Genomic DNA, 17,862 nt, shown 5'->3' on the forward strand with positions numbered 1-17,862 from the left:
GGAAGAAGGAAGAACGAAGAGCGCGCTAGGCGAAGCGCCGCTGGGCTGGATTGGGCTAGCGTAGGCTTGATGGCTAGCGTTTTGGACGGGTTCGGAGCCCCCGTCCCACCTTTTAAGTAGCTGATCATTGAGCGAGCTCCTCCGGGGTGATGAAGACTTCACGCGGGGTGGAGCCGTTTTGCGGGCCGATGTAGAAGCGGTCTTCCATTTCCTCGATGAGGGTGGCGGCACGGTTATAGCCGATGCGCAGACGGCGCTGCAGGTAGCTGGTGCTGGCCTTTTGCGACTCGGCCACGATGGCGAGGGCTTCTTTGAACAGATCGTCCAAGCCCTCCTGGTCGGGGTCGCGCTCGCCGTCGCCAGGGCCGGCGACGCTTGAAAGATCGACGCGGTGGCGTTCGGCTTGGTTTTGCGAGACGTGGGTGACCACGCGGGTCAGTTCCTCGTCCTGCACCATAGGACTTTGGATACGCAGCAAGCGCGAGAAGCCCGGCGGGTTGAAAAGCATGTCGCCTTGGCCCAGCAGAGACTCGGCGCCTTTGCAATCGAGGATGGTGCGGGAGTCGACCAGCGAGGAAACTTGGAAGGCGATGCGAGTCGGGTAGTTTGCCTTTATGACGCCAGTGATGACGTTGACCGACGGCCGCTGGGTGGCGATGATGGTGTGGATGCCCACGGCTCGCGAAAGCTGGGCGATGCGAGCGAGGGAGGCTTCGGCTTCGCCCTTGGAAGTCATCATAAGGTCCGCCAGCTCGTCGATGATCACCACCATGAAAGGCATCTTTTCGAAGCCTTGGGCTTCGGCCTTGGCGTTGTAGCCGGCGATGTTGCGGACCTGTTTTTCCGCCAGGATCTCGTAGCGGGTTTCCATCTCCTGTACGACCCACTTGAGAACTTGCACGGCGGTTTTGGCTTCGCCCACTACGGAGTGGATGAGGTGAGGCACCTCGCGGAAGAGACCGAACTCGACGCGCTTCGGGTCGATGAGCACCAGCTCCAGCTCCTCGGGGCTGAACTTGTAGAGCAGGCTGAGGATGAGGTTGCTCATGCAGACCGACTTGCCGCTGCCCGTGGCGCCTGCGATCATGAGGTGCGGGGCTTTGGCGAGGTCCGCCACCACGATCTTGCCCTGAATGTCCATGCCGATGGCCAGCGGGATGGTTTCCTTGCCTTGGCGCCAGGCTTTGGACTCGAAGACGCTGCGCAGGCGGATGGGCAGGGTGTTTCCGTTGCCCACCTCGATGCCTACGAAGGGCTCGCCCGGTATGGGGGCTTGGATGCGCACGTTAGTTTGGGCGAGGGCGAGGGAAATGTTTTTTTGCAGGGCGGCGATTTTCTCCACCCGTACGCCGATGCCCGGGCGGACGCGAAACTGGGTGACTCGCGGGCCGACCACCGCGTCGTAGACCAGGGCGTCCACCGCGAAATTGTCGAGAGCGCCTTGCAGGGCGCGTTCCTGCTGTTCGAGAGAGTCGGGGGAGACGAGGGCCGATTCGTCGAGCTCCGAGGCGTCGAGAAGGTCGACGGTCGGCGTGGCGTAGGGTTGGGGGGCGATGGAAGAGGTTGTTTCCGAGGCGCTTGCGGTGGCTGTCGGCTCGGAAACGGGAGTATCCTCTTCGGATTCCGCTTCGTGAGCTTGCTCGAAATCCGAGGGCGTTTTGCCGGCGAGCTGGTCGCGGGCGCTCTGCAGCATTTGGGCGAAGCGGGTTCCGCGCTCCTTTGCCAGGTCGGCGAAGTAGGCCTGACGCTCCTCGCGGTCTTTCAGGATGCGTTCGAGCTCCTGGCGCCATTGCGCGATCTGGCGTGATTCCGCTTGCAGGGTGGCGGCTTCCATTTCGGCGATGCGCACGAGGTCTTCGGGGAGATTCTCGGTGTCTTGCGTCTGCGAGGAAGCGGCGGTCTTCCCTGTGGTTTCCTCGTTTTCCATCTCCTCCTCTTCGCTGATGCCCTCGCCCGCCATATTCTCCAGGAAGCGGCGCACGCCGTCTTTTACGCGAAGAATGGATTTGGCGTGGAGGGAAGAGGGACGAGGCATAGAAAGGCGTCGTGAAACGGATGGGTTTTAGACTCTGAAACGGAAGCAGAGCACGCTGTCGAAGAGGGGCTGGGGTTCAAGGATTTTTGGGAAGAAAATGGGAGGTTCCAGTCGTTCCCCTGCGGAGGCCGTGTCGGCGCCTTTTTCTGTGAGGGATCTCGCTAGGGGATTTTCGCAGGAAGCGTCTAATGCTCCCTCCTGGCTAGGGATGGGGCGGTTTTCGTAGCTGATAAATGAATACGTAGCAAAGGGCTTTCATCGAAACGTCGGGAGCCCTGCTGTTCTGTGTCGCTCTTGCGGAAGATGAAATCCGTAGGCGAGATGCCGTTTTTTTTCGGGCGCCGCTTCCAGGGGGGGAGCTGGTCTCTGGGCGAGGAGGTCAAAGCGTGAAGGCTGAGGAATCTTTTTGCGTTTCCGCGGGGCTTTGGTCTGCTGAGCAGGCCGAGGGAGGAGAGACGTCTCTGTGGTCTCGGAGTTGAATAAGGATCGGTTATGGCTACGAAGCAGGAAGTGAATGGAAACGGAAAAGAAGGGCTTTTTGGAAGCGCCTTGCAAAACTTGCGCAGCGCGTGGCGGGAGATCGTTCGCGTATCCAGAAAATCGGACACGCCGGACATTTCGAATCCGGAAAACCTGCGGGCGCAGATCGAGGCGTGCTTGGAGAAGAAGGGGGGCGATGTCTCGGCTCGACATCGAGCGGCGGAGCTGGCCCGCGCCTATCTGGCGTTTCCCCCTGCCAAGCGCTTGGCGTTTCTCAGGGTGCTCAGTTCCGAATACGGGGCGGACGCGGATTTGATCGCCGGGGCGGTCGCCGGGCTAGATGCGGCGACCTCAGCCGAGGAAGTGGAGACTGCCCGCTATCGCTTGCGTCAAGCCCTGGAGCCGGCTCGCTTGAACCTGTTGCGTGAGTTCAACACCTTGCAGTCCGGACCCCGTTTTCTCGTACAGCTCAGGAAGGATTTGATTGATTTCAAAAAGGAGCACCCCGAGCTCGGGCCGTTGGAGCGCGACTTGCGAGAACTGTTGCGATCGTGGTTCGACATCGGATTTCTCGAGATGCAGAGCATCACCTGGAACTCTCCGGCTTCGTTGCTGGAGAAGCTCGGCCGCTATGAAGCGGTCCACCGCGTGCGCAGCTGGCTGGACCTGAAGAACCGCTTGGATATCGACCGACGCTGCTTCGCCTTCTTCCATCCCTGCATGCGGGAGGAGCCGCTGATTTTCATCGAAGTCGCCCTGGTCAAAGGCTTAGCGGTGCAGATCCAGGAGCTTCTGGACGAAAAGGCGGAGGTCCTGGAGTCGGACGAAGCGGACACCGCGATCTTCTACTCCATTTCGAACGCGCAGAAGGGCTTGGTAGGCATCAGCTTCGGCAACTTCCTCATCAAGCAGGTGGTCGCCAAGCTGCGCCAGGAGTTGCCGAATCTGAAGCGTTTCGCCACCCTTTCGCCCTTGCCGGGGTTCGCCCGCTGGCTGGCCCGGGAGTTGGAAGTGGAAAACGTGAGTCTGCGTCCTGGCGAACTGAAGAAGTTCAAGGCTCTGGGCCTGGAGGAAAGCCCCTTGCAGCTCTTGGCCCAAGTCGCCCAATCGGGCAAGTGGGCTCGCGATGCCTCCGTCTGCGAGGCCTTGAAGCCCGTCCTGCTTCGTCTGTGCGCGGATTACCTGTTAAACGCCAAGCGCAAGGGCGGGGCCAAGGCGGCCGACCCGGTGGCCCATTTCCATCTGACCAATGGGGCTCGGGTGGAGCAGATCAATTGGATGGGCGACACCTCCGGCAAGGGCATGCAGGAATCGGCGGGGCTGATGGTGAACTACCTGTACCGTCTCGATCGCATCGACCGATTCCACGAGGATTATCAAAGTCGCGGCAAGATCAACGCCTCCAAATCGGTGAAGGGATTGCTGGACTAGCGCGTCCTGCGTGTGGCCGAGGCGTTCGCTGCAACCGGTCCTCTTCCGGCCCGGACGGGGTCGCGATGAGTCGTTTTAGAGCTTGGAAAAGTCGACCGGAGCTGCGGCTTCCGTTTCCTCTATTATCCGGAATATGAGGAAACTTCTAAATTTTCGCTAAAAGGGATCGATGGAGTAGGGAGCCCTTGTGCTCCGCTTTATTCTGGTACCTTAGGTGCTGCGTCCCGACCGCGAAATGGTTCTGACTTCCTTAGACAGTCTCTGGCTGATTGTTTGCTCAGCTCTCGTTTTCATCATGCAGGGTGGTTTCCTCTGCTTGGAGAGCGGATGCACGCGCACCAAGAACAGCATCAACGTCGCGGTCAAAAACCTGACTGATTTCGGGATTTCCGTTATCGCGTTCTGGCTGTTCGGCTTTGGGATCATGTTTGGCCTGTCTCGATTCGGACTTTTCGGGGAGTCCCGCTTCCTGTTCGAGGCGGATGCCGCGAATGCCAGCGAAGTCGCGTTCTTTCTCTTTCAGGCCATGTTCTGCGGCACTGCGGTGACCATTGTCTCGGGCGCGGTGGCGGAGCGCATGAGCTTCAAGGGCTACCTGCTGGTCTCGCTCTTCGTTTCCGCCCTGATCTATCCGCTTTTCGGTCATTGGGCTTGGGGCGGTTTGCTCGGGGGCGATCCAGGCTGGCTGGCGGAGCTGGGATTCATCGATTTCGCCGGATCGACTGTAGTGCACGGCGTAGGCGGTTGGGTGGCCCTGGCGAGCGTCTTGGTCATCGGACCTCGTCTCGGGAGGTTCGACGAGCAGGGAAAGCCGAGACGGATACATGGGCAAAGCCTGCCACTGGCCATGCTCGGAGCGCTGCTGCTTTGCTTCGGCTGGATCGGTTTCAATGGCGGCAGCGCCCTATCGTGGGGGGAGGGCATTCCGGGGATCGTCACCAACACGATTCTCGCGGCGTGCAGCGGCTTGCTGGTCGCGCTGTTTCTTGGCTACGCTTGGCGCAGGTATCCGGACGTCAAATACGCGATGAACGGCCTGCTCGCGGGCCTGGTGGCGATCACGGCGAACTGTCACATGGTTTCCTCTTTGAGCGCCGTGCTCATCGGAGGGATCGGGGCGGTGGTGATGGTGTTTTCCGATCGGCTGCTGGAGCGGCTCGGACTTGACGATGCGGTGGGCGCCTTCCCGGTGCATGCGGCAGCGGGGATTTGGGGAACGCTGGCGGTGGCGCTTTTCGGAGACGCGGAGCAGTTCGCCAACGGCATGGGCCGGCTCGAGCAGCTCGTCACTCAGGCCCTGGGCAGCCTGGTCTGCGCCGGGCTGGCGTTTGGCGCCACGTATTTGTTTCTTCGATTGGTGACCGCTTGGGTGAAGTTGCGCGTGGATCCGGATCATGAGCGGGAGGGACTGAACGCATCGGAGCACCACGTTTCGACCGAGCACCTCGATCTCCTGCGGGAGATGGAGCTGCAGTCGCGCAGGTTCGATCTGGCGCGGCGCGTTACCGTGGAGCCCTTCACGGAGATCGGACAGATCGCCAGCAAGTACAACGAGGTGCTGGATTCCTTGGAGAAGACGGTGGCCCGAAACGAGCTGATCGTGCGGGACGCCAAGGACGGCATCCTGACATGCTCGGTCGAGGGAACCATCTTGCGGGCCAATCCAAGCGCCTGCGCGATGTTCGGCTTTGAGACTCTGGAGGGGCGCAGCGTTTGGCAGCTCCTGCAGCGCTCTGACGGCGGCTTGCTGGAGTCCTTCGAGCAGTTGATACGTGTCTCTGCCAGCTATGTTTCCGAGCAGCAGCAGCGCCCTTTGGTCGGCCTCTCGCAGTCGGGCGAGCTTTCCCCGGTGGAGGTGGAGACCACGGAGGGCAAGATCGGCGGACAACGCATTTTCACGGTCAAGGTTCGCGATCGGTCCCGCAGCGAGAAATACAAGACCATGCTGCAAAAGGCCAAGGAAGAGGCCGAGCGCACGCGTGACGAGCTGGAGGAAAAGGTGCGGCAGATCGAGGCGTTTAACGGCTTGGCCGTCGATCGCGAACTCCGCATGGCGGAGCTCAAGCGCCAGATAGACGATCTGTCGCAGGAGCTGGGACGAGAACCGCCCTTTGGCAAGGAGCTGCAGTCTCGATAGACTGTGTCACCCCTCGGGAGATGAGCGTGTTTTGGATCTCAATGCTAGTGGCCGCGGCAGGCCTCGGTCTGTTTTCCGTCTGGACGGCGCTTCGGCGAGCGAACGATCGCGCGAGCGAGCTGGGCCGCTATGCCGGATTGCTGGAGCGCAAGGTGGAGCTGCTGGAGGAATCAAGGGATCGGGCTGGTTCGCGCGTCGAGCAGCTCTGCCGCGAGGTTTCGAGTCTGGAGTCGGCGCTCGCGGTGAAGGAGCTCGCCATGGAGGAAGGAGATCGCAAGGCCAAGCTCTATCGGGACATGGGAGAGGCCATGCAGAACATTTTGGAAGACTCCCTTCAGGCCCGCAAGGAAGCCGAAATGGCTAGCGAGACCAAGAGCCAGTTTCTCGCCAACATGAGTCACGAAATACGCACTCCCATGAACGGGGTGCTGGGCATGATGCAGCTGCTTTTGGATACGAAGCTGGACGAGGAGCAGCTGGAGTACGCCGAGTCGAGCTACCAATCCGCGGAAGCGTTGCTGGGCATCATCAACGACATACTGGATTTTTCCAAGATGGAGGCGGGCAAGATGGAGGTCGATCGCCATCGCTTCGACCTGATGAAGCTTTTCGATGACGTGGTGGGTTTGCTCTCCAGTCGAGCGATGGAGAAGGGGATCGACTTGTCATCCAACATCGAGCCCATGGTCCCGACCTTGCTCATCGGGGATAGCCATCGCATCCGTCAGGTCCTGGTGAACATCGTGAGCAACGCCATCAAGTTCACCCATCAAGGCGCCATCGATGTACAGGCGAAGCTGGTGAGCCGCAAAGGGTGCGACGTTGTATTGGAAATTTCGGTACGCGATACTGGGATTGGGATCCCCGAGGAGAAGCTCGACAAGCTCTTCCAGTCCTTTGTGCAGGTCGATAGCTCGCACACCCGCGTATTTGGCGGGACCGGGCTTGGATTGGCGATTTCGAAGCGGCTCGTCGAGCTGATGGGCGGCGACATCTCGGTGGAAAGCGTTCTGGGGAAAGGCTCGCGATTCTCTGTCACGCTGCCGTTGAAGAAACAGCCGCGCGGGGTGCCGGTTTCGGTGGCTTTGCTGCCCGAGATTCGCAGCAAGCGATTCCTCATCGCGCAGGATCAGTCTCGGCCAGCCGCGGAAATGCTGGTCGCTCACCTGCGCAATTGGGGATGCTTCAAGATCGAAGTCGTGAGCGTCTCGAAGGTCGATCAGCTCGCCGCGCAGCTGCTTCATGCCTCTTCGCCCTTCGACGCCCTTATCTGGAACGGTCAGCTGAACGTCGACAACGCAGGGGCCTTGCGGTCCGCCTGCGATAGGGCGTACCCGGGCAGAGACATAAAGGTCCTCGCGGTGGAACGCTTTGGGGAAAAACGCGACGAGGCAGCGGTGGCTATGGTGAATGGCGTAGTCAAATCTCCGATACGGCAGACCCAGCTGGTCAACGCGCTCAATTCCGTCTGCGCCCGAAGCGTCGCCTCTCGAGGCGACTCTCGCGCGGACGAGAGCGCTGCGAACCTCCCAGGAGAGGCCCTTTCATCGCACGGCCGCGTTTTGGTGGTGGAGGACAATCCGATCAATTCGAAGATCGCGGCCCGTTTCCTTAAAAAGGCCGGCTACGAAGCGACGATCGCCAGCAATGGGAGGGAGGCGTTGGAGCTATTGGAAACGCGCCGCTTCGAGCTGATCCTCATGGACTGTCAGATGCCGGTGCTCGATGGGTACGAAGCGACGCGGAGAATCCGAGCCCTGCCGGACGAGCAAAGGCGAAAGACGCCCATCATCGCGCTCACCGCGAACGCCTTGCAAGGAGATCGCGAGAAGGCTCTCAGCTCGGGCATGGACGACTTTCTCTCCAAGCCCCTGAAAAAGGGCGACCTCGAAGCGGCGGTTAAGAAGTGGACCAGTCCGGACCAAGTCGCATAAGCGGGGCGCGATCCGGACGATCGCAGGGTTGCCTTCGGACGAGCTTGCGCGATGATGCCTCCCGCTATGAAACGCTGGACAGTCGCCTTGCCGTCTGAGAAGTGGGCCCGATGGGTCGAGTACTTTTGGCTGACCGAGGCTTCCGAGGAGGGGACTTTCGAAGTGATTCCTGATGGTCGTTTCGATCTGGGAATCGTTCTCTCGAGGCAGACCCCGCGCTTCGTCGCGTACGGGGTGGCCACTAAGCCGAGGCTACTTTCCATGGAAGCGGGCGTTCGCTACGCGGGCGTTCGCTTGCGTCCCGGAGCGCCTCTCGTGAGTGAGCTGGCAGGCTTGGCGCGGGCCAAAGACGACGAGCTGTCCTTGACGAAGATCGCAGGGGTGGCCGCTAGCGATTTGGTCGAGGGATTTCCCGCAGGCGAGTCGGCCAGCGTTGTGGAGCCCTGTTTGTCGCCGGTTCTGGATCGCTCCATCGGTAAGGGGAATTCGGATACGATTTGGATTCGTCGCGCCACGGATCGGATCATTGGCTCCCGCGGGACCATGCGGATCGAGGACCTGGCGGACGCTTTAGGAGTGAGTCGCCGCTTTCTTGAGCTCGTTTTCAAGCGTTCGCTCGGCATTTCGCCCAAGGCGTTTTCGAAGATAACCCGACTCGGCGCCTTGGCGAACCGTATCCGAGCTATCGAGGGAAACTGGTCCGGCGTGGCCTCTGACTTCGGGTTTTCCGACCAGGCCCATATGAACAGGGACGTTTCCAATATGACGGGATATACTCCTCGGCGCTTTCAGGAGAGAGTGGAGCTCATGCCTCCCGGCTGGGCGGGAGGCTTGGACTAAGGCTGTTCGCATTTCTTCAATACGAGGCGGTTCGAGGCTGATACGCTGTCCGTTGTTATGACACAGGTATCAACTCGAATAGAACTGAAGAAAACACCGCTCGGCGCCACGGAAGAACGCGTTAGCGAACTATGCTTGGGCTGCATGCTGATGGGGTCCTCGATCGGTCAGGAGGAGTCCTTTCGCGTTCTGGATCATTTTCGCTCCTCTGGTGGGAATTTTATGGATACGGCGAATTGCTATGCTTGGTGGGTTGGCGCTGGCGAGAATGTGGGCGACGAAAGCGAAGTTGTATTGGGCAAATGGATGCGTGAGAGAAGGGCGCGGGATCAGGTCTTTCTCGCGACGAAAGAGGGCGGCCGATTGAGGGATCTCTCCGCCATGAGGGATGCCTCTGGCGAGATTGACTGGAGCCTGCTGCCGGACAACTACGAGCTGCAGAATGCTCAGACCATCCGGCGCTCCATGGACGAGAGCCTACGTCGATTGAGAACGGATCGTGTCGACCTCTTCTATGCCCATATCATGGATGAACGGGTGCCGTTGGAGGAGACGCTGGAGGCCCTGAATAGCCTCGTGGAGACGGGTAAGGCGCGCTATCTGGGGTGTAGCAACTATTCGACCGAGCGTCTGCGGCAGGCTCGAGAGATTTGCCAGCGCGAGGGCTGGGCGGACATCGTGGCGATCCAGCAACAGTATTCCTACCTGCAGCCAAATGCCGGGGCGGACTTCGGTGTGATGCGAAATGTGGATACGGAGCTACTTCGTTATTTGAAGGAAAATCCGGAGGTGCAGCTGCTTGCCTATTCGCCTCTGCTTAAAGGCTTGTACGACGATGATCAGAAACGGAAAGCATACTATGCTTGGGGCCAGTTTGAAAGCGAAGCCTCGTGGGAACGTCTGAGACGGATTCGAACGCGAGCAGCGGAGATGGGCGTCCTGCCAAGCCAGCTCGTGTACGCCTGGTTGATGAGTCAAAGGCCGAAGGTGATCCCCTTGCTGGGCTTTAGTCGTTTCGATCAGTATCTCAGCAATCTGCAGTCGGTGGCGATCGAACTGGGCGAGGAGATGTTGGGGCGGTTGGAGCGCGCTGCGGAGTAGCTGCAATAGAGACGTTATGTGGTGGTCCGGGGCGGCGCCTGCACCCTAGCTTTATCGCATGGCTGCTTTGGGCTCGCGGTCAATGTCGTAGAGGCCCCAGTGCTTTTCGGCTCCGTCGGGATTCGCTGGGTTGCCCTTCCAGTCCTCGTCGAAGGCTTCGAACCAGAGCAGGGTGATGTTGTGGCGCTGGGTGAAGTCGAAAAGCTCGCGATAGTAGCGAGCTTGGTTGGCTTCGCTGGCTTGTTCGGGAAATTCGCTGGCGACTGTGGCCCAGCCCGCTTCGGTGATGACGATCGGCTTGTCTGGCAGGACGGAGCGAATTTCGAGCAAGTTCTCGATGGTGTACTCGAGCGCTTGCTCTACAGTCTTGCTCTCCCACGCCGGGTAGGTGTGCACGCCAAGAAAATCGAGGTGATCCGCCAGCTCTGGTCCGTAGTCGGCGAACACCTTGTAGTTGTCAGCGGTTGTGATTGGTTGCTGGATACGCGATCGCACGGTTTCCAGGTGGTCGATCATTGAGTCGAGCGAGACGAGGTGGTCGTTCCAGGTGACAAGCGCTTCATTGCCGACGTTCACCGCCACCACGATGTCCGAATACTTGTTGGCGAGCTCGATACCGCGTTCGATTTCGAGACGATTAGCGAGCTTGTTCTTTTCAAGCTGGGCGCTTGGGATCGGCTCGGTGAGCCAGGCGCAATCGTGGTGATTGCTCAGCTCCGCCTTCAGCCAGATGCCAAGCATCACCTTGAGGGGAAGATCATGCTCGCGAATGAGACGCAGCACGTCCTGAGAGTTTTGCTGGCTGTCATAGAGTCGAATCAGCTCGAAGCCGGCGTCGAAGGCGATGATCCGCAGGTCCTGCAGGATTTGCTCGTCGGTGGGCAGCGACGCTCCGTCTCCCCGATCGGGATGCTGTCCATGGCGAAAGCCCGAGTAGGCCACGCCCCGCTGGCAGCTGGCGAGCAGGGCATGCGAGGACTGGGCGAGCGCAGGCTGAGTCGCCTCGCTGGCGTTTCCCTGCGGCTCGGCGCTGGTCAGGCCGGCTGCAAGAGCGAATGCGCTCGCGAATGATAGGAGAAAGGGGCGAACTGGGGTATGCGACCTCATGGCCGAAACGTCATATAAGATGCACACAAGTGCAACAAAAATAGTTTGGCTACGCTGGCTCGTTCACCTTGGCGAGCGGAGATGGAAGTCGTTTGAGGAAGCCTTTTTGAGGTTTCCAAAGCTTGGGCCAGCGAATCGTCGAAGGGGAAATGTTCCGGAATCGTGTCTACGCGTTTGCCCGCTGGTCTTTTCTGAGGTAAGTCACCCAAGCGTCGGTATAAAGCTCTAGTTTGTTATCCTAGTTTCCCCAATCGAAGCCTTGAGTCGAGGGCATCTTTAGCGATGCGGGCGGGCTTTGGCACTTGTATGTTAAGTACCTGTTCCTACAACTGTTATCTATCTGCTGAGAGCCACGTTTTGACTGACACGAAAAAGAGAATACTATTGATCGACGACGACCCTTCGGTCTGCAGCGCCTTGCTCATGTTGCTGAAGGACGAGTTCGATGCGCACGCTGCTGGCACGGTTAGAGAAGGGGTCGAGCTGTTTGATTCGCTCAATCCGAACGTGGTGGTCCTGGACCTGCATTTGCCTGATCAGCATGGGCTCGACGCCTTGCGTTCGATCCGACGCATGAATCGTTCGGCCCCGGTTGTGATCTTGACTGGATACGCCACTTTGGAGGCGGTCGAGGAATCGATGCGGCTTGGCGCTTCGGACTGCTTGCACAAGCCCTTCGACGCTCTGGCTCTGCGCTCGCGGCTGCGCGAGCTTTCGAATCTTGACGATGTGCTGGGCCCTGAGGTGGAGGAGTCGAGTGCGGCGTACGGTCGTTTGGAGCCGTCCGACGACAGCTTGGTCGCCTCGTCCTTTCTCCATGACATCGGAAACCCGCTGACTAGCCTGTCGGCGATTTCCGCCATGATGCAGGAATGCGTGGGCGATGCCCAAAAGTGCGCTCGTCTGGCGGAGATGATCGACAAGAATGTGGAGTACGCCTCGTCGTTGATCGAGCAATGGCGGGCGTTTGCCGAACCGGAGAACCTGCGCGGAGACTACGCTTCCGCTGAGGAGATCGCTCAGTGGGCGATCGGTCTGGTTCGCCTGCGAGCGGAGGCCAAGAAGGTGGAGCTGCTTCTCGAGGTGCAATCGCCGCTGGTCAGCCCGCGCCTGAATCGCTATGCCACGATTCGGATTTTGGTGAACCTGCTGCAGAACGCGATCGAAGCGGTGCCGCGCGAGGCGGGATGGGTGCGCTTTCGAGCAGGGGAGAGGGATGGCATGGTGGAGTTTAGCGTGAGCGACAACGGAGCAGGCATCGATCCCGCCGTCGGGCAAAAGATATTTCAACCCCGCTACACGACGAAGAAGAAGGGAACCGGATTGGGGCTGTTCATCGCGCGTCGCATCGTCGACTCAGCCCGCGGCTCGATTTCGCTTTGCTCTCGTCCTGGTCGGGGAACGACATTTACCGTACAGCTTCCCGCCATTTGATGAGCGCCTCCCAAGATCTAGAGAACGAAAGCCTAATCGTATGTCGCAATAGCCAAGGCACCCAGCTGAGGGCGACGCTGATGAGGATGACCCGCTATCTGGTCACCTTCGAGGTCTACAATCCCTACAGCATCCTTCAGCTCTCGGAGGTGCTTGGCGAATTCGAGATCGTCATCAACTCCCGTAAGGTCTACCAAGGCAGAGCGATCGTCAGCAACATGGTGAACACCGGACTGGTGCTGGTGTGCGAAGCCACGCTGGACGAAGACAGCTGGCTGGATGTGGAGCTGCTCTCGCCCACGGCTCAGGTAGAGCGGCTGTCGGACGACTTCGACCGGTTGATCAAGGAATGGGAGAAGGTGGGCAGCATCTCCGCGGAGCTCAAGATTCTGATATCGGACATCGAGACCTTTCTCACGGACATACGCCGTTGGACGGAGAACATCGAGATGTCGGTGCGTTCGGCCCCGCCACCGGAGCGGGATAACTACGAAGTGAAGGTGGTGGAGAAGGTGAACAGTCTGGTGGCGCCCGTCATCGCCGATCAGTTCAAGCGCTTCGAGGAGATAGCGGAGGAGGTGCCCGAGCAGATCCGCGACATCCACCGAGCGTTTTGCCGGCGCCAGTTGCACCCGTTGCTCCTGTGCGCACCCTTTGTGCATCGAACCTTCGAAAAGCCCCTGGGCTATGCTGGCGACTATGAAATGGTGAACATGATTCTGCGCGACCCCATGGAAGGAGCGTCGATATTCGCCAAGGTCGTGAATATCCAGTTTTTGGCGACACCTCCAGCGGAGGGTCATCGAAACCGTATCGATTATTTGCTTACGACCATTTCGAACGAGACGCGTCGCTGCCGGAGCAAGGGCCGACGGGCGCGCATATTCAATCTTGGCTGTGGACCGGCGAAGGAGGTTCAGCAGTTTCTCGCCAAGGACGAGCTCTGCGAAATGGCGGATTTCGCATTGCTCGACTTCAATGAGGAAACCATCACTCGTACGGGGCAGCTGCTGAGGGATTTGAAATCGAGGCATCGCCGCTCGACCTCGATCCGCATGATCCAGCGCTCCGTGAACCAGATCCTGAAGGAAGGACCGAGAATCGGCGATGTGCAGGGCGAAGAGGCGGTGTACGACCTGGTGTATTGCGCCGGCCTTTTCGACTACCTTTCGGATCGTGTCTGCAAGCGCCTGCTGGAAACGTTCTACAAGATGACCGCTCCGGGAGGGATCGTGGTGGCGACCAATGTGGACGATAGCAATCCCGTGCGCAACGTCATGGAATACGTGACGGAATGGCACCTCATTTATCGCAATGCCGAGCAATTCGCGGAGCTCGCTCCTTCCGAGGCGCCCGCTGATAGGGTGAGCGTGCACAAGGACGCGTCCGCTGCGAATATCTTTCTGGAGCTTCGCAAGCCGGAGTAACATGCAGCAGGCTCCCTCGATGAAGAAGAGCAGCCTGGACCGCGAATACCGCGAGTACAACAAAGGGCTGCAGTTGGGGACCTCGAAAGTGGCGGCCCTGTTCATCGTCGCATTGATGCCGCTGGGAAGCCTGCTGGACTACTTCGTCTATCCTGGTCAGCTGGGCTTCTTCCTCGAGTTGAGGCTCTTGTGCTCGGCCATCGCCCTTGCCGGGTGGTGGTTTTTGAAGACGCCGCTTGGAAAGCACGTCTATCGGCCCTTCGGGCTTTTCATCTTCCTGCTCCCATCCTTCTTCATCAGCCTGATGGTCTATTTCACCGAAGGCGCCGAATCGCCGTACTACGCGGGGCTCAATCTTGTGTTCGTGGGGCTCTCCTGGGTGGTGCAAATGTATACTTTGGATACCTTGGTGGCGGTGGCGATTACCTTGCTGATGTATGGCGCGGCGGTGTATTCAAACGGGAATGCGTCGGAGTCGATATTGTTCAACAATCTCTACTTTCTGGGACTGACTGGCATTATAGTCGTATCCGGAACCTACATACTTAACCGCATGAAGTTTCGGGAGTTCGTGCTGCGTCACGAGCTCGATCAGAATCGAAGCCAGTTGACGGAATCGAACCAGAAGCTGGTGGAGATGGACAAGGCGAAGACCAATTTCTTCGCCAACATCAGCCACGAGCTGAGGACGCCGCTCACGCTCTTGATCGGTCCGTTGGATCGGTTGCGAAGCCCTCGGGAGAGCGTTTCGGAGCGGGAGCGCGACGAGTTGCTCGACATCATGCAGCAGAACGCCATGCGCCTGATGCGCCTGATCAACGACCTGCTTAACTTGGTCCGTCTGGAAAGCGGTTCATTGAAGCTGCGTCCGGCCGCCATCGATCTGCGTCCCTATTTGGAGGGCATTTGTCGGTCGTTTCTCCCCATGGCCCAGGAGCGGCATCTGGAGTTTCGTTGGGAAATAGACGACGAAGGTAAGCGGCAGGTTCACCTTGACCAGGACAAGGTGGAGAAGATTCTCCTGAACCTGCTGTTCAACGCCATCAAGTTCACGCCGCCTGGCGGCAGCATCGTATTGCGGGCCCGCCGAGACGGATCTTTGGTTCGTATCGAAGTGGAGGATACGGGGCAGGGAATCGCTCCCGAGGAGCTGGCCAGCATCTTCGACCGATTCTGGCAGGCGGAGAGCTCTTCGAACCGGCGCTATCAAGGAGTGGGCATCGGCTTGGCCCTGGTGAGGGACCTTGCGCGACTGCATGGCGGAAACGTGGAGGCCAGCAGCGAACTAGGATCGGGCACGGTGATGAAGGTCAGCTTGAATGTGGAGCTGGAGCTGCAGCCCGCGCCCATCGAGGTGAGCGAAGGAGAAGTTCAGGTGGATACGAAATGGCTGGAGCAGCTCTATCGAAGGGCGGAGTTTTTCCCCGCTCATGTGCAGAGCAGAGCCAACGCGGACAAGGTGACGGAGGAGACGCTCGGTGACGAGGAGGAGCAAACGGGCGATGGCCGCCCGAGAATCCTAGTCGCCGACGACGAACCGGAAATGATGCGGTTTTTGCGATCGCAGCTTCGGGGACGGTTCCAGATGGACGAAGCGAGCAACGGCGCCGAAGCGCTTGAGCTGGCCGCTCGACGGAGGCACCACCTGATCCTGCTCGACTTCATGATGCCGCAGGTCGACGGGATCGAAGCGACGCGGCGCTTGCGGGAGATGCCGAGCCATCGCGGAGTGCCCATCATCATCCTGACCGCTCGCATGGACGAAGAATCGAAATTTCAGGCTTTGGACGCTGGAGCGACCGACTTCCTGACCAAACCGTTCTCCTCTACCGAGCTCATGGCCCGCTGTCGCAATCTCGCTTCGGTGTACGAGCTGCAGCAGCAGATCGAAGATCGAACCAAGCGCTTGGAGGAGGCCCTGGATCTCATAAAGCAAACGGAGACGCAAATGGTGCAGCAGGCCAAGATGGCCACGCTCGGCCAGCTGAGCGCCGGCTTGCTGCACGAAGTCAACAATCCGCTCAACTACGCCACCGCATCCATTCATCTGATACGCAAGCGCCTTGGCAAATCGCCGCATCCGGATCCGGAGCTGATCGAGAAGCCGCTCAGCGACCTGCACGATGGGATCCGGCGCGTCTCCACCATTGTCTCCAGCTTGCGGGAGTTCACGCACCCAGATACCACTCGATTCGAGCGAGTCGACTTGAAGGAGGCCATTGCCAACGCCATCCGCTTCGTGCAGATCCCCGCTGCGGAGATCAAGCTCACCCAGGAGATGGAGGGAGCGCCGATGATCCGGGGAAACCAGAGCCAGCTGGTGCAGCTGTTCATCAACCTGTTGCAGAACTCCGTCGACAGTTTGAAGGAGAAAGGCGGCGAAGGACGCGAGATCGCTATCAGCTGCCGCGAGGAGTCGGGACGAGTGTATCTGGTCTTTGGCGACAACGGGATCGGGATCTCTCGCGAGGAGCAGACGCGAATTTTTGACGCTTTCTTTACGACGAAGAAGGTTGGACAAGGAGTGGGCTTGGGTCTTAGCATCTGCCACCGAATAATTCAGCAGCATGAAGGCTCTGTGAGAGTCGAGAGCGAGCCTGGGCAGTGGTGCCGCTTCGCGATCGATTTCCCGGCTTACGAGCGTAAAAAACCCAATAGTATCCACAAGTAGATGACAGTCCCTTACGATTATAAGAAGTTTCGCGTTCTCTTCGTCGACGACGAGGAGCAGACGACGGATTTGGTTCGTGAGTATCTGCTGGATACGTTCGATGTCGTGACGGCTTACGACGCCGAGGAGGCCTGGTCGGCTTTCGAGGAGGCTCCTGATTCCTTCGCCGTCATCGTGACTGACCAGCGCATGCCTGGTGATCAGGGGACCGATCTCTTAGAGAAGATCCGAGCTTCGCGGCCGCGGACCATCCGCATTCTTTGCACTGCCTACGCTGACATCGATGCCGCTATCGCGGCGGTGAACGAAGGGGCGATCTACAAATACATCACCAAGCCGGTCGAGACGCCGGAGCTGGAGGTGAACATCATGCGCGCCATGGAGTTCTTCCTGATCCAGCGAGAGCGCGATCTGCTGATGCGCGAAAAGCTCTCCGCCTTGCAGCGGCTGATGATGACGGATCGGCTGATCAGCCTGGGGATTTTCGCGGCTGGACTGAACCATCACATGCGCAACGGGCTCACTGCGGTGAAGACCTTTCTCGATCTCGCTCCGCTGAAGCTGCAAAGCGAGAACGTCGATCTGGAAAACCTGCGCAATCCGAACTACTGGAACCACTTTTACGCAACGGCTCAGGATTCCATTCAGAAGGTGCTCGAGCTGCTCAAGGAGGTGCAGGAGATCCCAGAGCCGCCGTCCGTGCCGAACGGGGATGACGTCGATTTGAACGAGGTGATCGCGGCCGCTTTGCAGCGACAGAAAAACGCCCTCGAATCCCGCTCGATCACGGTGGAGTTCGAACCCGCAGAGGTGTCGCAGATCGCGGTCAACCGCTCCATGATCGACCGGTTTTTCGATTTGATGATCAAGGATGAGCTCGCGAACTCCAACGAGGGAGGGCGATTCTGCCTCTCTCTGGTGGACGAAGCGGACAGCCAAGGGGTGCAAGGGGTGCGTATCGTGATGGAGGACGATGGCCCGGGACTCACGGCGAGCAACCTGCAATGCCTGTTTGACCCCTTCTTCACGCGAAACGGCAAGCCGGATCAGTATGGCATCAATCTATTGGCGGCCTTCTTTCTAGTGCACCATCATTCCGGATCGATCAGCGCTGGAGCCTCGGCGATGGGAGGTGTGCGATTTGAGATCTGGCTGCCGCAGGATCCGGCGTCGATCCCGGCGCCTCGCGGCGAAGACGCGTTCATGCAGAAGGTCATGGAGGCGGAACGAGCCTGGGAGAAGAAGCTAATTGGGGACTAGAGAGC

The 17,862-nt window shown here is 59.3% G+C and carries 11 protein-coding genes; 9 read left to right on the plus strand and 2 right to left on the minus strand.

Features of this window, described 5'->3' with window-relative positions; translation table 11 throughout:
• Positions 1-124: 124 nt before the first annotated feature.
• Positions 125-2,035 carry a DNA translocase FtsK gene (locus QEH54_RS11135; RefSeq protein WP_309018750.1) on the minus strand — a complete coding sequence of 637 codons (1,911 nt, stop codon included), beginning with the start codon at positions 2,033-2,035 and terminating at the stop codon, positions 125-127.
• Between the two features lie 492 nt (positions 2,036-2,527).
• Here QEH54_RS11135 and QEH54_RS11140 point away from each other — a divergent pair, with 492 nt between their 5' ends.
• From QEH54_RS11140 to QEH54_RS11160, 5 genes are all read left to right on the plus strand, one after another.
• Complete coding sequence (locus QEH54_RS11140; RefSeq protein WP_309018751.1) at positions 2,528-3,946, plus strand: malonyl-CoA decarboxylase; 1,419 nt, start codon at positions 2,528-2,530, stop codon at positions 3,944-3,946.
• Positions 3,947-4,181: 235 nt separating this feature from the next.
• Complete coding sequence (gene amt, locus QEH54_RS11145; RefSeq protein WP_309018752.1) at positions 4,182-6,083, plus strand: ammonium transporter; 1,902 nt, start codon at positions 4,182-4,184, stop codon at positions 6,081-6,083.
• 20 nt (positions 6,084-6,103) lie between these two features.
• Positions 6,104-8,017: an ATP-binding protein gene (locus QEH54_RS11150; protein WP_309018753.1), complete on the plus strand. Its 1,914-nt coding sequence runs from the start codon at positions 6,104-6,106 to the stop codon at positions 8,015-8,017.
• Positions 8,018-8,083: 66 nt separating this feature from the next.
• Complete coding sequence (locus tag QEH54_RS11155; RefSeq protein ID WP_309018754.1) at positions 8,084-8,857, plus strand: AraC family transcriptional regulator; 774 nt, start codon at positions 8,084-8,086, stop codon at positions 8,855-8,857.
• A 57-nt stretch (positions 8,858-8,914) separates the two neighbouring features.
• Positions 8,915-9,958: an aldo/keto reductase gene (locus tag QEH54_RS11160; RefSeq protein WP_309018755.1), complete on the plus strand. Its 1,044-nt coding sequence runs from the start codon at positions 8,915-8,917 to the stop codon at positions 9,956-9,958.
• A 51-nt stretch (positions 9,959-10,009) separates the two neighbouring features.
• Here the strand turns inward: QEH54_RS11160 and QEH54_RS11165 are convergent, their stop codons facing one another.
• Positions 10,010-11,065, minus strand: a complete 1,056-nt coding sequence (locus QEH54_RS11165) for a hypothetical protein (RefSeq protein ID WP_309018756.1) — start codon at positions 11,063-11,065, stop codon at positions 10,010-10,012.
• Positions 11,066-11,422: 357 nt separating this feature from the next.
• Between QEH54_RS11165 and QEH54_RS11170 the strand changes: the two genes are divergently transcribed.
• The 4 genes from QEH54_RS11170 to QEH54_RS11185 are packed head-to-tail and all read left to right on the plus strand — an operon-like array spanning position 11,423 to position 17,857.
• On the plus strand, positions 11,423-12,499 hold the full coding sequence (locus QEH54_RS11170) for a hybrid sensor histidine kinase/response regulator (RefSeq protein WP_309018757.1): 1,077 nt from the start codon (positions 11,423-11,425) through the stop codon (positions 12,497-12,499).
• On the plus strand, positions 12,499-13,926 hold the full coding sequence (locus QEH54_RS11175) for a class I SAM-dependent methyltransferase (RefSeq protein ID WP_309018758.1): 1,428 nt from the start codon (positions 12,499-12,501) through the stop codon (positions 13,924-13,926). Before QEH54_RS11170 ends, QEH54_RS11175 begins: the two co-directional genes overlap by 1 nt.
• A gap of 19 nt (positions 13,927-13,945) precedes the next feature.
• Positions 13,946-16,597: an ATP-binding protein gene (locus QEH54_RS11180; protein WP_309018759.1), complete on the plus strand. Its 2,652-nt coding sequence runs from the start codon at positions 13,946-13,948 to the stop codon at positions 16,595-16,597.
• Positions 16,598-17,857, plus strand: coding sequence for a hybrid sensor histidine kinase/response regulator (locus tag QEH54_RS11185; protein ID WP_309018760.1), 1,260 nt, complete (start codon positions 16,598-16,600; stop codon positions 17,855-17,857).
• Positions 17,858-17,862 lie beyond the last annotated feature (5 nt).

Source organism: Pelagicoccus sp. SDUM812003 (assembly GCF_031127815.1).
GTDB lineage: Bacteria > Verrucomicrobiota > Verrucomicrobiia > Opitutales > Opitutaceae > Pelagicoccus.

Coding starts and splice junctions, on each gene's coding strand:
- QEH54_RS11135 (WP_309018750.1), bottom strand. CDS start 2,035: ATGCCTCGTCCCTCTTCCCTCCACGCCAAATCCATTCTTCGCGTAAAA.
- QEH54_RS11140 (WP_309018751.1), top strand. CDS start 2,528: ATGGCTACGAAGCAGGAAGTGAATGGAAACGGAAAAGAAGGGCTTTTT.
- amt (WP_309018752.1), top strand. CDS start 4,182: ATGGTTCTGACTTCCTTAGACAGTCTCTGGCTGATTGTTTGCTCAGCT.
- QEH54_RS11150 (WP_309018753.1), top strand. CDS start 6,104: ATGAGCGTGTTTTGGATCTCAATGCTAGTGGCCGCGGCAGGCCTCGGT.
- QEH54_RS11155 (WP_309018754.1), top strand. CDS start 8,084: ATGAAACGCTGGACAGTCGCCTTGCCGTCTGAGAAGTGGGCCCGATGG.
- QEH54_RS11160 (WP_309018755.1), top strand. CDS start 8,915: ATGACACAGGTATCAACTCGAATAGAACTGAAGAAAACACCGCTCGGC.
- QEH54_RS11165 (WP_309018756.1), bottom strand. CDS start 11,065: ATGAGGTCGCATACCCCAGTTCGCCCCTTTCTCCTATCATTCGCGAGC.
- QEH54_RS11175 (WP_309018758.1), top strand. CDS start 12,499: ATGAGCGCCTCCCAAGATCTAGAGAACGAAAGCCTAATCGTATGTCGC.
- QEH54_RS11180 (WP_309018759.1), top strand. CDS start 13,946: ATGAAGAAGAGCAGCCTGGACCGCGAATACCGCGAGTACAACAAAGGG.
- QEH54_RS11185 (WP_309018760.1), top strand. CDS start 16,598: ATGACAGTCCCTTACGATTATAAGAAGTTTCGCGTTCTCTTCGTCGAC.